Annotated in this window: 16 protein-coding genes; 7 read left to right on the top strand and 9 right to left on the bottom strand. The window is 51.1% G+C overall.

The window, feature by feature from the left end:
- Window position 1 precedes the first annotated feature (1 nt).
- The 3 genes from HOM51_01715 to HOM51_01705 all read right to left on the bottom strand — a co-directional run bounded on the left by HOM51_01715 (window position 2) and on the right by HOM51_01705 (window position 3897).
- Window positions 2-1057 (bottom strand): ABC transporter ATP-binding protein, encoded by a 1056-nt coding sequence (locus tag HOM51_01715; GenBank protein ID MBT5033213.1) that lies wholly within the window; start codon window positions 1055-1057, stop codon window positions 2-4.
- An 11-nt stretch (window positions 1058-1068) separates the two neighbouring features.
- Window positions 1069-2640 carry an iron ABC transporter permease gene (locus tag HOM51_01710; protein MBT5033212.1) on the bottom strand — a complete coding sequence of 524 codons (1572 nt, stop codon included), beginning with the start codon at window positions 2638-2640 and terminating at the stop codon, window positions 1069-1071.
- Window positions 2641-2880: 240 nt separating this feature from the next.
- Complete coding sequence (locus HOM51_01705) at window positions 2881-3897, bottom strand: Fe(3+) ABC transporter substrate-binding protein (protein ID MBT5033211.1); 1017 nt, start codon at window positions 3895-3897, stop codon at window positions 2881-2883.
- Between the two features lie 352 nt (window positions 3898-4249).
- Here HOM51_01705 and HOM51_01700 point away from each other — a divergent pair, with 352 nt between their 5' ends.
- Both HOM51_01700 and dksA read left to right on the top strand, forming a co-directional pair.
- A complete protein-coding gene (locus tag HOM51_01700) occupies window positions 4250-4681 on the top strand; it encodes a hypothetical protein (protein ID MBT5033210.1) in 432 nt (143 codons plus the stop codon).
- A 150-nt stretch (window positions 4682-4831) separates the two neighbouring features.
- On the top strand, window positions 4832-5248 hold the full coding sequence (gene dksA, locus HOM51_01695) for an RNA polymerase-binding protein DksA (protein ID MBT5033209.1): 417 nt from the start codon (window positions 4832-4834) through the stop codon (window positions 5246-5248).
- A gap of 270 nt (window positions 5249-5518) precedes the next feature.
- Here the strand turns inward: dksA and HOM51_01690 are convergent, their stop codons facing one another.
- Window positions 5519-6115, bottom strand: a complete 597-nt coding sequence (locus tag HOM51_01690; protein ID MBT5033208.1) for a hypothetical protein — start codon at window positions 6113-6115, stop codon at window positions 5519-5521.
- A gap of 90 nt (window positions 6116-6205) precedes the next feature.
- Here HOM51_01690 and HOM51_01685 point away from each other — a divergent pair, with 90 nt between their 5' ends.
- The 3 genes from HOM51_01685 to HOM51_01675 are packed head-to-tail and all read left to right on the top strand — an operon-like array spanning window position 6206 to window position 7585.
- On the top strand, window positions 6206-6655 hold the full coding sequence (locus HOM51_01685) for a hypothetical protein (protein MBT5033207.1): 450 nt from the start codon (window positions 6206-6208) through the stop codon (window positions 6653-6655).
- 20 nt (window positions 6656-6675) lie between these two features.
- A complete protein-coding gene (locus tag HOM51_01680; protein ID MBT5033206.1) occupies window positions 6676-7104 on the top strand; it encodes a hypothetical protein in 429 nt (142 codons plus the stop codon).
- 1 nt (window position 7105) lies between these two features.
- Entirely contained in the window at window positions 7106-7585 is a 480-nt protein-coding gene (locus HOM51_01675) for a hypothetical protein (protein MBT5033205.1), read from the top strand.
- An 84-nt stretch (window positions 7586-7669) separates the two neighbouring features.
- Here the strand turns inward: HOM51_01675 and HOM51_01670 are convergent, their stop codons facing one another.
- From HOM51_01670 to flgF, 5 genes are all read right to left on the bottom strand, one after another.
- Window positions 7670-8431 (bottom strand): flagellar basal body L-ring protein FlgH, encoded by a 762-nt coding sequence (locus tag HOM51_01670; protein ID MBT5033204.1) that lies wholly within the window; start codon window positions 8429-8431, stop codon window positions 7670-7672.
- 21 nt (window positions 8432-8452) lie between these two features.
- Window positions 8453-9442, bottom strand: coding sequence for a flagellar basal body P-ring formation protein FlgA (gene flgA, locus HOM51_01665; GenBank protein MBT5033203.1), 990 nt, complete (start codon window positions 9440-9442; stop codon window positions 8453-8455).
- Window positions 9443-9468: 26 nt separating this feature from the next.
- Complete coding sequence (gene flgG, locus HOM51_01660) at window positions 9469-10254, bottom strand: flagellar basal-body rod protein FlgG (protein ID MBT5033202.1); 786 nt, start codon at window positions 10252-10254, stop codon at window positions 9469-9471.
- Window positions 10255-10307: 53 nt separating this feature from the next.
- Window positions 10308-11084, bottom strand: coding sequence for a flagellar basal-body rod protein FlgG (flgG, locus tag HOM51_01655; protein ID MBT5033201.1), 777 nt, complete (start codon window positions 11082-11084; stop codon window positions 10308-10310).
- A gap of 73 nt (window positions 11085-11157) precedes the next feature.
- Window positions 11158-11889: a flagellar basal-body rod protein FlgF gene (flgF, locus tag HOM51_01650; protein MBT5033200.1), complete on the bottom strand. Its 732-nt coding sequence runs from the start codon at window positions 11887-11889 to the stop codon at window positions 11158-11160.
- 229 nt (window positions 11890-12118) lie between these two features.
- On the opposite strand from flgF, the gene HOM51_01645 reads away from it, so the two are divergent.
- Complete coding sequence (locus tag HOM51_01645) at window positions 12119-12679, top strand: hypothetical protein (protein ID MBT5033199.1); 561 nt, start codon at window positions 12119-12121, stop codon at window positions 12677-12679.
- A gap of 254 nt (window positions 12680-12933) precedes the next feature.
- A complete protein-coding gene (locus HOM51_01640) occupies window positions 12934-13500 on the top strand; it encodes a flagellar basal body protein FliL (GenBank protein ID MBT5033198.1) in 567 nt (188 codons plus the stop codon).
- The last annotated feature ends 38 nt before the right edge of the window (window positions 13501-13538 follow it).

The raw sequence follows: 13538 nt of genomic DNA, 5'->3' as shown, positions 1-13538 counted from the left end.
TCTAGCTTTTCGGAAAAACAAACGCGTGGGTTCGGTCAATGGTTACGTCGACCGTGGCGCCGTCTTCGGACCGGAAAATGCCGGGGACTCTTGCTTGCAGGTGGATTTCACCCTCTGGCGTATCGATCTTGCGGCACAACCGGATGTGGCTGGATCGGCCCAATAAGCGCACCGCCGTAATCTCCATCAAATTATCACCGTTGTTAGCTGGGGTCACGGTGATGCCTTCGGGACGTATGTAGACCTGAACCTCCGTGCCGTCATCAACACCGGGCGCATCGAAAGGTCCAAACGGTGTTTGTGCCTGACCGAATTCGACCTTGCCTGTGACCTTGTTGACGGGCCCGAACAGCCCGGCGACATAATCGTTTACCGGTTGGATGTAGGTTTTCGCCGGCGGGTCTGCCTGGATAATCTTGCCTTCGTCCATGACCATGATCGTGTCGGCCATGTACATCGCTTCTTCTGGGTCATGTGTGACCAAAAGTGTGGCAACGCCGGTTTCCTTCAGCAGGTTCAGGGTCTCCTCTCGGACTTGCGCCCTGAGGGTGACATCCAGCCCGGAAAACGGCTCGTCCAGTAAGAGGACCTTGGGTTTTGGGGCCAAGGCACGCAGCAGCGCAACCCGCTGTTGTTGGCCGCCTGAAAGAGTATGTGGGTAATGGCGGGCGTGCCGGGTCATGTCCATTCGGTTCAGCGCATCTTGTATCCACTCCAGGCGTTCTTTGGTCTGCTCGGGCAATCCGAAGGCGATATTTTCAAAAATTGTAAGATGCGGGAACAGGGCGTAATCCTGGAACATCATGCCGACGCCGCGATCTTCCGGGGGCACTTGGATTGCGGCGGCAGCATTTGCGGCGACACTGTCGCCAAGGGTTATCATGCCTTGCTGCAGGGGTTCGAGTCCTGCCGCCAGACGCAGCAAAGTTGTCTTGCCACACCCAGACGGACCCAAAAGACAAGCCAGTTCACCGGAGACGATTGCTAGGTCGACACCCTTAAGGACCTCGTGATCGTCATAAGCATGCGCAATGTCGGTCATCCGCAGGTCGTTCATACCCTGGTCGTTCATACGCGGTCTCCAGCTTCTGTTCCAGGACGTGATCGGCCAATGGTTCGGCTGAGCAGAATAACCGGCAAAATCCCTGCGGCAACAATGATCAATGCTGCCAATGCACTTTCCTCCAGCAATTCATCGGAAGCATATTGATGGACAAAGGTTGCTAATGTCTGAAAATTGAACGGTCGCAGAATGATCGTCATCGGCAGTTCTTTCATGGTATCGACAAATACCAAAATGGCCGCTGTCAGAATGCTGCCACGGATCAATGGCATGTGGACTTTTATAAATGTCTGCGCCGGACCGTGGCCCAGAGTGCGGGCAGCACCGTCCATATTGTGCGTCACCTTGGCCAGGCTGGCTTCGACCGTGCCAAACGATAAAGCTAAAAATCGCACGACGTAGCCGATGGTCACCGCGACAATGGTGCCGCTTAAGATCAGTCCTGTAGGGATGCCGAAGAGCCCCTTCATGGTCGCATCGATTGTGTTGTCCAACCACGCCGTCGGGATAATCACACCGATTGCAAGCACAGCACCCGGCACTGCGTATCCTAAGCTGGCAAATCGGGTGGCACCTTTGACCAGGGCGCTGCCATCAAGCCGGGCACCATAAGCCATGAAGCCGCCAACAAAGATACAAATGAGGGCTGCGGCAGAGGCAAGCATCAAGCTGTTCAAGGTAAAGGCGATTAGATTGGCATCAAGCGCTTCACTGTAATGACTGACCGCGTAATTCAATAATATACCGGCGGGTAAAACGAAGCCAAATAAAACCGGCAGGCAGCACGCCAGCACAGTCGCAAATTTTGAGAAACCTTTTAATTGATAACCGGGAAGAGCTTGTACCTTGGTCGTGGTGGAATGGTACTGTTGGCCACGGCGGTTGCGCCGTTCGAGATAAATCAGCACCAACACGAAGGCCAAAAGGACCGTCGCCAACTGCGCAGCACCACCGACATTGTTCATATTCAACCAGACATCGAAGATCCCGGCGGTAAACGTGGCAACGGCGAAATAATCAACCGTGCCAAAATCGTTAAGAGTTTCCATCAACACCAATGTCAGTCCGACAATGATTGCGGGTCGCGCTAAGGGGAGGGCGATGCGGAAAAACCCCCGCCACGGCCCACGACCCAGGGTCCGCCCGACTTCCAAGACACCGACCGATTGTTCTAAAAAGGCTGCGCGGGACAGCAAATAGACGTAAGGGTAAAACGCCAACGTCATCATCAGCGCGGCCCCACCGGTGGAGCGAATTTCAGGAAACCAATATTCTGATTTCAACTTCCAGCCGAACAGATCACGCAGGGTTTCTTGAACGGGTCCGGCAAATTCTAAAAGATCCGTGTAAACATAAGCGACAATATAAGCTGGCACAGCCATTGGCAGCAGCAGCGCCCATTCAAATACGCGACGTCCTGGAAAGCGGCACATGGTGACCAGCCAGGCGCAGCCAGTGCCGATAATCAGTGTCCCCAATCCCACGCCTGTCATCAGGAAAAGGGTGGTCAAAATGTAATGAGGCAGAACAGTTGAGGCCAGATGGGGCCATATATTGACCTGTGGCATGAGCGCCATGGCAATGACGGCGATGATGGGGATCGATGCCAATCCCGCGACAATTAGCGTGCCCACGCTCCAGACGTTCAACCGCACCCTTCGAAAGGAGGGAAGTCTCGAGCGTTGCCCAATTGCGGCTGTATTCGTGGTCACGTCGTTTATTTCCTTAAATTCCCCAGAAAATTAAAGAAGCGAACATCAAAGAGGGCCGACCGGCATGTGACCGGCGGGCCCTCTTTTGTTCCTTGGGTTGGGAATCTAGTTATCGAATCCAACCCTGTCCATCAGTTTCGAGGCCGCCGTACGCAGCGCCGCGATATCCGACAAATGAACCGCATCTGGTTTATAATCTCCCCAGGAGGCGACCATAGGGTGGCGTTTCACGCCTTTCTTAATCGGATATTCAAAATTCACCTGGGCGTAGATTTCCTGGCCTAAATCTCCGCTTAAATATTCGAGAAGCTTGATCGCGTTGGCCTTGTTCTTGGCACTGCTGGTGATGCCGGCTCCGCTGACGTTGACGTGGGTGCCCCGGTCTTGCTGGTTGGGAAATACGATCCTGACAGTTTCAGCCCATTTTTTTTGTTTTGGCTTTTTCTCATTCGTGGCCATTTTCCCCATGTAATAGTGGTTGCCAATGGAAACGTCACATTCGCCTTGGTAAATGGCTTTGACCTGGGCCCGATCATTGCCTTGGGGACGCCGTGACAGATTGGCCTTTACACCCTTGGCCCAGGCTTCTGCCTTGGTCTCACCGAGCGCTTTGATCATCGAGGCAACAAGGGAAATATTGTAAACATGCTTGCCGGACCGGGTGCAAATTCGACCCTTGAACCGCGGTTTCGCGAGATCTTCATAGGATGTGAGTTCGCCCGGTTTAACGCGTGTTTTGTGCGCATAAAGAACCCGGGCGCGGGCCGTTAGGCCATACCACAGGCCATCCTTATGACGAAATTGTTGCGGGATGTTGGCATTTAAGACTTTGGAATTGATTGGCTGCACCAGTTCGGACCGAACAAGATCGTTCAATCGACCGATGTCGACCGACAGGATTGCATCCGCCGGGCTATTGGCACCTTCCGCCTTGAGCCGTTCCAGCATGCCTTTTTTCGCGTAAACAACGTTGACCTTAATCCCGGTTTCCTTGGTGAATCCATCCAAAAGGGGCTTTAGCAAAAAGGCTTGGCGATAGGAATAAAGGTTTACTTCTTTATCTCCCGCGTGTGCAGGCCCAAGACCTAAATAAGACCCAGGCACGAAATTAAATGCAGCCATAAGCCCAACAAAGGCGACGAGTATGAAAATTGGAAACCTTCTCATTCTTCCTCCAAGATATTGATAAAGACTTGTTTTCTATCAATGTTTACTAAGATAATGCGAATTATTCGCAACAACTGTTCCCCAACCTACTGCGGCTGACTTGAATTGGCAACCCTTTCGTCAAAAATTATTCCGTTAATAAATTCACTGGTTGTTAAGGCCCCATCCCTATATCAAGCAGATTGAGCTGAAAACGAATTGATTTTGGTCAATTCATTATTAAGTTTTTCCAGGTGAGAATTTCGGCTGAGATTTCACTTCGGTTTAAAGTCCTGTAGCAACGGGTGAAACGTGATACGTTGACACGATGAAAGTATCTAAGGTTACAACTGGCAAAGCATCAGGGGTCTCGCGCGGCAAGAAAGCGGCGCCGGGGCACGGAGTGCAGTTTGCCGAGCAGCTGAATAAGGCTGCCGGTACAACGGGGACTTCTGCCGCGTCGGAAGTCAGTGCCACTGGACCCGTGGACTCTATTCTCGCGCTGCAAGAAGTCTCTGGGAACGTTGATCAGCAGGGTCAGCGCAAGTTGCAGCACTATGGCGAGGATTTACTCGACCAGATGGAAGATCTGCGCCGACAACTACTCACCGGTGCTATCGCCAAGGAAGATTTGGCCCACTTGGCAGGTCAGATGCGTGCGCATCGCCGGGAAACAGAAGACCCGAACCTCAATGAGATCATTGATGAAATCGAGCTCCGCGCCGAAGTCGAAATCGCTAAATTGACTCGCGACGTGTGATTTACGCAATAATTTTGCGAAATGGCAAAATCCTGCCAATTGTTACATCCCATTAAAAATGATTGAATTTTGATAAATCCTTCTTGCAGGATCGGCTCCACACTTCTATATTCCGGCAAAATTTTCGATCATTACAGTGGGTTACTAAGAATGAATGTAACGACTCCTCAAGACTACAAGCCTTCCGACGAAGAAGAATTCATGAGTTCGGTGATGAAAGAATACTTCGGCAGCAAGCTCAGGGGCTGGCGCGATGAACTTCTCGAAGAATCAAGCGAGACACTTGTGCATCTCCAGGAAAATACAGGGATGGAGGCTGATATCGCCGACCGTGCTTCAACGGAGACAGAGCGCTCGTTGGAACTTCGCACCCGGGACCGGGCGCGTAAGCTAATTGCGAAAATTGATGAAGCGCTGGAGCGACTTGAAAACGGCACTTATGGGTTTTGTGAAGAAACGGCGGAACCCATTAGCTTGTCACGCCTCGAAGCTCGGCCCATTGCGACGTTGAGCCTGGAAGCTCAGGAACGCCACGAGCGGATGGAAAAAACCCACCGCGACGACTAGAACGTGATATGTTCTAGGGCGACATTTTCGAAAAGTCAGTGTAGACTTTCGGTGTCCCTAATCTAAGAAGGAGGCCAGAATGTCAGACACGAACTGTACGACCTGCCGGTATTGGGAAGAAGACAGCCGTAGGGCGATTGACGATGATGAGAACCGTTACGGTCGCTGTCGCCGCCACGCCCCCAGGCCAGGCGATCAACATATTACGTGGCCCCGGACAGAGGGCGGAGCCTGGTGCGGAGAGCATCAGAGCTCAACATAATTTGGGCTTTATAAGCGCGGCATTACCTTAAATCGTTCAATTAAAATTCGGTCATAGAGCCCGTTGACGTAATAGGGTTCATCGGCCAAGAACGTTAAGATATTTTCGCGAGACTCCTTCTCCATCACGATGGCGCTGCCTTGCCATTCATCGATTTCCGCGTTCAGCAACGCCCCGCGAATGAGAATTTTATCAGGATCATGGGGGGCGTAATAGCCAATATGGTCGGCCAGTATTTCCTGGCGCCGTGCGTGTGTATCCGGCTTTCCATATCCACGAAGATGCCAGTAACTTTCGCCTTCGTGATAGGGCAGGGTGTCGGGCGTGCGCTTCAGCCCATTGGTCCAACGGTTGATATGAGCTTCTTTGTAAGCGCCGTTTTTATGCCAGGGGTCATCAGCCAAAAACGCACGGACCGAAGCCAAGTCATCAAACTCCACAAACATTACCGTGGCGGTTTGGGTCTTCTGGTCATCCGACATGATTTCGCCGCGAAGGACCAAATTATCGCCAATTTCAGCCAAATAGGCTTCCTCCGCCGCGCGTGAGTTTTGCCGCTTCTCCGCTGTACTTGAGTCAAAAATTAAATGAAAATGAAAGAACATACCTGCGCCGCCCCCTGGTCAAAAATACACGATCCAAGATATGACTTTTAAGGGGACATGGTCAATTCAGACAGGACGAAGGAGCGTGAGTTGAAATCTTGTGACACATGCCCGGGTGCCGTTGGATGCGCCGGTGATAATTTGGTCCCTGTGCTGTCCGAAGTCTATGCGCTCTATGCATCTGGTGAGACTGATAAGTTTAAAATTCTTGTGTCTCTTTCGGACGACTCTGATGAATTGATAGAGCGCTATACGGGTCAGGTCTCGCGGATTTGTTGGACCAAGGCAGCGCTTGAAACCATCGCCAATGTATTGTCGGAAACCGCAGATGCAGAGCCATTTCGTGAAAGTGTAATTAAGAAACTCGACACGGCAATGGATGCATTTTCCAATTTTCCATGGTATGTCTCTGGTCTGATTGGGCAGGTGCCGGACCTTTATGAGGCGATTATATACCGAGATGAGAACGATCTCTTTGCTTCAAATATTTCCAAGAGAGACTTTACTAAAATATGTAAAGATGCGGTTTATAAAGACTGAAGGGGTCGCGAAATAAAATTATGGGGCAACAAATTAGTGTATCGAAGGCGGCCCGTCTGCTGGGGGTTAAACGTTCGGAATTAAACAAACGCTTGGCGGCGGCGGAGATCGAAACCTTTGAGGGCGATGTCGATTATGAAAAGATCAAGTGCATTGCCCCTGCATTAGGACTGAACCAACCGGAACTCGACCGAATTCGGCACATTCGAGAAAACGCAGTCTATGCGGAACCTGAAAATCTCGACCTCCCGCTTGAAGACTTGAAGGACAGAATCACCCACCTGACCCACCGCGTAGAAATTGAAGCCGAAACAGCTCGCGAATATCATGAAATTATTGAAAGAATTGCGACCAAACTTGGTGAATTGCAAACCTCAGATAGTGAAGAACGACGCAAGATCGGGTTTGAACTTTGCGAGTGGCTGCGGAAATCTGTGACGGAAGAGTAAGGTGCCCAAGTTTTACAAAAAAGATAGCGTTCAAGCGGAACAGGACCCTTTAATAAAGGAGTTTGTTGATCTTGTTGCGGACACCGTTGGTGATGGGTTTCTAAGCTTCTCCGATACGCAATCTCGTCCTTTTATGAAATTCTGGCCGCGACTTACAATTAGCAAATATCTAAAAGACAGTAACGAGTTCAATTGTGTATTTTTTGGAACGATGTTGGTCAGCACTTTCGGAAAGGACCTAACGAAAACAACAATCAAAGATCGCGATTGGGGGCAATCAGAGTCCTTTTTCAGGCAATTTCACGAGGATGCATTTACAAAAAGAAAGCCAGTGTTCATAACCAGCTCGCTTCATTTCGTGAATAAAAACTATCAGTTAATGCACCAAGTTAAGATGCCGATAAAATTTGGCCCGGACGTAGACGGAACAGCTGGGATCATAATTTTTGAGCCCACACCAATGGCAGATCCTGGGACCTGAATTCTATTAGTGTTATTCACCCAAAAAAAACGGCCGGTGGAAAATCCACCGGCCAGTTTGTGTCCTGGTTCAGTGTCCGTGAACCTAGAACGGGAACAGGATATCCCATACTTCTGTGCCCCAGCGCGGATTCTGGAGACCGCTTAGGGTTCCGCGTCCGCCGTAGGCGACGCGCATCTCAGCAATTTTGTCATGGGTAATTGTGTTATCGGATTCGATGTCTTCTGGGCGAATGACGCCGGTGACCATCAGTTCACGCAGCTCGTTATTCACCTGTACTTCCTGGCGGCCAATGATCGCAAGTGCACCGTTGGGCAGGATCTGCGTGACCACGGCGGCGAAAGTTAACTCAACCGTTTCTGATCTGTCGATGGAACCGTCACCCTTTGTTTCATGTTTGGAGCCAAAGCTCATCACTGAACCGGGCGCGATTGCTTGCGGGAGTTTCTTGGCGAATTCTGCTTCCAGACCTAACAGGTTAGTCACATCGGTATCTTCTGAATCGTCACGTTCGCGTTCGGTTGAATTGGCGAGGCTGGCGCTGTCATCAAGGTTCAGCTGAACCGTCAGAATATCGCCGACTGCCTTGGCCCGGTGATCCTTGAAGAACGCCTTGGCTCCGGCCCGCCATAGCGAGTTCGGATTATGCTCGGCGGTTTTAGGCGCCGGCATGGGCAGGCTCACAGGTCGGTAATCAGGCATCACCGTCGGGTTGGTGATCTTCGATAACTGGGGGCCGTCGCCGACTTCGGATAGTCGCGTGGTGACGTTGCAACCTGTCACTGCCACAGCCGCGGCGGCGATGACTGCAAGGGTGAGGTTTTTACGGGTCGTTTTGGGGAGCATATGGTTTCTCCTAATTCTTTACTAATTTAGGGCGACGCGTTTGGCCATATGGACACGGACTTTGCCGTCTCCAACAACCACGCCTTCGACAATGTTTTTGCTACGTGAGTTATGGATGCGGACGGTATCCCCCCGGGCGCCGTCCTCTAGCGCCTTGCCCTGTGCTGTCAGGTTCATGAATGGCATCGCCAGTTCCAAGGTGACGAGGCTATTCTTTGCCACCAGGATTGGGCGCCGAACGTCTGAATTCCTAAGCGGCGTTTCGGCCAGGAGTCCGCGCTTGGACGCCATACCGACCAGACCGGCTTCGTTTAGAATAATATCGCGTTGAAGCCGTTCCGCGCGGACCTTGATCCACTTCACATGATGCTTTCGAATGATATCACCGGGCTTTAATCGAGAGCTCAGGACCGGGACATCCAAGATTTTATGGACCCGTCCTGTGACGCGCGTGCGTTGCGCCTTTGTGGATGAACCGGTCGCGACCAGAACAGCGGTGAAGCGCTTCATCCTGGGTTCAAAGATAACGTCCTCGACCTTAATTGTGGCGGACAGACCGCCGGCAACATGAATGCGCATGAGTCGGTTGCTGAGTTCGACCTTTGATTTTGGGTCAGCACCCTTGTCGATAAGCGCCACAAGGATGCGATCTTCAATCTCTTCACGGGTGATGACCACGCTTTCACGTTGGACGATGACGTGCTCCTGAACGCTGAGCGGACGCCATTTCAGTTTATAGGCGTTGGCCACGCGATAGAGCCAATTGGCATCTAGGGTCGCTGTTTGACCAGGGCCTGGCGCATAGGCAATGGCGATTTCGGACTTGTTGCCGGTATTGGTAAAGACATCACCGAGACGAATGATCGTGCTGTTGACGGTGACTGAATCTATCAGCATTACCGGTCGATTACTGGCAGGGCCCTTGGCGGATTTTGTACCCGCCAAGGTGTCCTGCGATCCTAAGATAGCGAGGAGGCCTGCCAGGGCTAGTGTAATGGCTATTTTCCTCATGTTAATTCTCCTTATCTCCTCAGCTCTTATCGAAGCTGGTTGAGAGTGCCCATCATTTCGTCGGAGGTCTGAATGACCTTCGAGTTCATTTCATAGGCGCGCTGGGCGGAAATTAGGTTGGAAATTTCTTCAACCGCGTTGACGTTGGATGTTTCCAAGAACCCTTGCAGGATCGATCCGAAATCAGTGTCACCTGGGTTGCCGGATGTCGGCGTGCCTGACGCTGGCGTTTCCAGGTACAAGTTATCACCGATGGCTTCCAGACCCGGTTCGTTCGGGAACGTCGTCAACTGGATTTGTCCGACATTGGACAGGTTGACCTGACCTTCAATTTTCACCAGCACTTCGCCGGCGGCATTAATGGTCACATCGACTGCGTTGTCGGGAACTGAGATGCCGGGTTGCAGCGGGTAGCCGTCATGGGTGACGATTTCACCGTTGGCATTCAATTGAAACGTGCCGTCCCGGCTATAAGCCGCTTCGCCTGTCGGCAGTGTTATTTCAAACAGGCCCTTGCCTTGAACCGCCAAGTCAAAGGTGTTGTCCGTAGCGGTCAAGTTGCCTTGTTCGTGAATTCGGTAAACCGCCGCCAGCTTCACGCCAAGGCCCAACTGAACACCAGAGGGCACAACCGTGCCAGCATTCGAAGAAGTGGAGCCGACGCGGCGGAGGTTTTGATACAGAAGATCATGGAATTCGGTCCGTCGGCGGGTGAACGCCGTGGTGTTCATGTTCGCCAAGTTATTGGAAACGACTTCCACGTTGCGCTGCTGGGCGATCATGCCCGTTGCTGCTATGTCTAAAGATCTCATTGTTCCCGTCCTTTCTTAATTACGTTCTTTGTCTTTCGTCTATGTCTTAGGCTCTATTTCCCTGGCGCTAACATCTCATCCGCCGCCTTCACCACCTTCGAATTCATTTCGTAAGCCCGTTGGGCTGCAACCATGGACGCAACCTCGCGAATGGGATCGACGTTGGAACTTTCAACGTAGCCCTGGAGGATAGAGCCAAAGCCTGCCACGCCCGGAATGCCAGGTGATGCTTCGCCTGACCCGGTGGTCGCGACAAACATGTTGTTGCCTTGGGCTTCAAGCGCTGCCGGATTGATAAAATTAAAGAGCTGGATTTGCCCGATGTTGGCCAGGTCTTCCTGTCCAGAAATTTTGGCCCAAACTTCACCTGTCGGGTTAATGGTCACGTCAGTCGTACCCGCCGGAACCACAATGCCTTGCGCCAAGGGGTAACCGTCATGAGTGACAAGTTCGCCTGCCGCGTTGAGTTGGAATGTGCCGTCCCGGGTGTAGGCAGGGTTTCCACTGGGGAGGCTAATTTCAAAATATCCGCCGCCTTGAATCGCGAGGTCAAAGGGGTTTCCGGTGGATTTTAGGCTGCCTTGTTCATTGTTGACGGTGATTCCCGCCATTCGAACCCCATGACCGGCTTGAATGCCGCCAGGGACCAGTGCGCCTGCCTTGGAGCCGCTGGTATCCGGACGCAAGATATTATTATAGACGAGATCTTGGAATTCTGCAGACCGTCTAACGTAAGCCGTGGTGTTCATATTCGCGAGGTTATTGGCGACAATCTCAACATTGACCTGTTGTGCCATCATTCCTCTTGAGGCGATTTCTAGTGCGTTCATTTTTCCCGTTCCTATTCTTAAACTTGTGTCGCCGTATCCTGATTTTTTTTGGATTTTGGCTGGTTGTTTGGATTTAGACTGGTCGACCGAGCTCCTTCACCATGCCTTTTAAGCGCTCATCTTCGCGATCAATGAATTTGCGGACGCCTTCGTAGGCCCGCTGGGTTTCGATCAATCGAGACATTTCGATAATTGGTTTGATATTTGAGCCTTCGAGCATGCCTTGGATGACGCCAGGGTTTTCAACTGGCGTCGGCGTTTCCTCTGAGGAGAAAAGACCATCGGAGATGACCTCTAGCTTCTGCTGATTTTCAAAGTCGACGATGCGAAGCTTGCCGATTTCTCCGTTTTCCGATGAAACCGTGCCGTCGCGTGCAATAATGATGTCAGTGTCCTGAGGGCTAAAAACGATAGGGCCGCCTTCTGCCAGCACCGGTAAACCTTGTTGGTTGACCAGTTGCCCGGTTTCATCAAGCCTAAGATGACCGTTACGAGAATATCGGTCGCCCAGGTCGGTCTGTACAACGAAATAACCGTCACCCTGAAGCGCAAGATCCAGTGGGTTCCCCGTTGTTTTGATCGGCCCTTCTGAAAGGTCCCGGACCGTCGCGATATCTCTGACAAAGGCCAGCTTGTCGCCTAGGATGGCGTGGCCACCTTTGCTCTGCTGAACGTGTTCAACGAACATCACTTTCTCGCCCTTGAACCCCGTCGTATTCATATTTGCGAGGTTGTTCGCAAGAATGGCCATCTTCTGGTTGAGGGCCGATTGCTTCGACAAAGCTATTAAAGATGTATTTTCCATGACAAACTCATTTCCACGAATTGATTTTTCACACTTACCCGCAGCTACATATGCAGGGACCGTGCCATTCTAATTAAAACTTGTTTTTCAATGTGTTAGGGTCTAAATTTAGATTGGTTTTGATGTGTGGAATGGACCGGATGGCATCCTTTACCGGGCAGTTATTGCCCGTCTGCACTGCAATTTGGTAGTATTGTTCTTATAGCCTTGATCGGATTGGACAGAGCGCATGGCCGATGACGACGAAAATGACGACGAAGACGAGTCAGAAGACGACGACGAACTAGAAGACGGTGATGAAGACGAAGATGGGGAAGGGGGAGGGGGCGGAAGCCGAAAGAAGCTCTTCATCATTATCGGCATCGTTGTGGTTTTGTTGATCGGTGGGGGTGCGGGAGCCTATTTCGCAGGTGTTTTTGATTCATCCCCAGAGACCGGAAAATCCGCTGATGGAGAAGCTGAAGCCGAGTCTGGCGAAGGCGTGGAAGTAATCTACAAAGATTTTCCCGACATTCTAACCAATCTCAATGAGGGCCGGCGAAAAAAAGTTGGCGTTCGGATCAAAGTAGTTTTGGAATTAGGCAGCGAAGAAGAATCGTTGCGCATCGATTCAATCCTGCCAAAGGTTCATGATAGCATTCAAGTTTTTATCCGGGGACAAAAATCCAATGATTTAAAGGGTGCGGCTGGTATGCAGCGCATCCGAGAGGAGCTTTTGACCAGGCTGAACAAGGCATTCGCGCCGACAAAAATCCGCGATCTCTATTTTAAAGAGATGCTCGTCAAGTAGCTCTTTAATTCAATTTTGCCCTCATTATTGCTCTCATTATTGCTCTCATTATTGCTCTGGGGGGGCGCAATTTGGTATGGTTAACATGGGTGCGCGCGCATAGGCGACGTTGTCTCTCGTTCGCAGGCCAAGATGAACCACAAACGAAACCAATTTGGGTCAGGTTTATCAACCACTTATTAACGAACTGAGCCTACGATGACCAATTGGTAAATCGTGTGGGCTCGAGCTCAGAGCGTGATCGAGGCGAAAGTATGGCCGACGAAGACGAAGATTTTGACGACGACGATGAAGAAGAATATGACGAAGATGATGAAGAAGAAGGAGGAGGAGGGGGCGGTGGCAATAAGAAACTCCTCATCATCGTCGGATTGGTTCTGTTCTTAGTCGTCGGTGGTGCGGCGGCGGCCTATTTCACTGGGTTACTACAGCCTGTTATCGAGATGATATCGGGTGGTGCTGAGGACCCTGTGGAAGGCGAAGGAAAAAGCAAAGACGCGGTGGAGACATCGGGTGAAAGCGCCTTCAAGCCTTTGCCGGATTTGATCGTCAACCTCAATACAGGTGGTAAGAAATCAGTTTTTTTGAATATGAAGGTCAGTTTAGAGCTAACCAACGAGGCAGATAAGGAAAAAATCGAAGTGTTGATGCCCAGGGTAATCGATTATTTCCAGGTGTATCTAAGAGAATTGCGTGTTGAAGATTTGAAAGGATCGGCGGGAATGTATCGTTTGCGAGAAGAATTATTGGCCCGGGTCCGCGCTGCTGTTGCACCGATTAAGGTACGGGATGTTCTTTTTAATCAAATACTCATTCAATAAGGGTATGAAAATTCAACGCGGACAAAACACCGCGAACC

The organism is Rhodospirillaceae bacterium, assembly GCA_018660465.1.
GTDB lineage: Bacteria > Pseudomonadota > Alphaproteobacteria > Rhodospirillales > JABJKH01 > JABJKH01.
The sequence above is the reverse complement of the archived record's forward strand: the minus strand, read 5'-3'. Positions and strand labels throughout refer to the sequence as shown.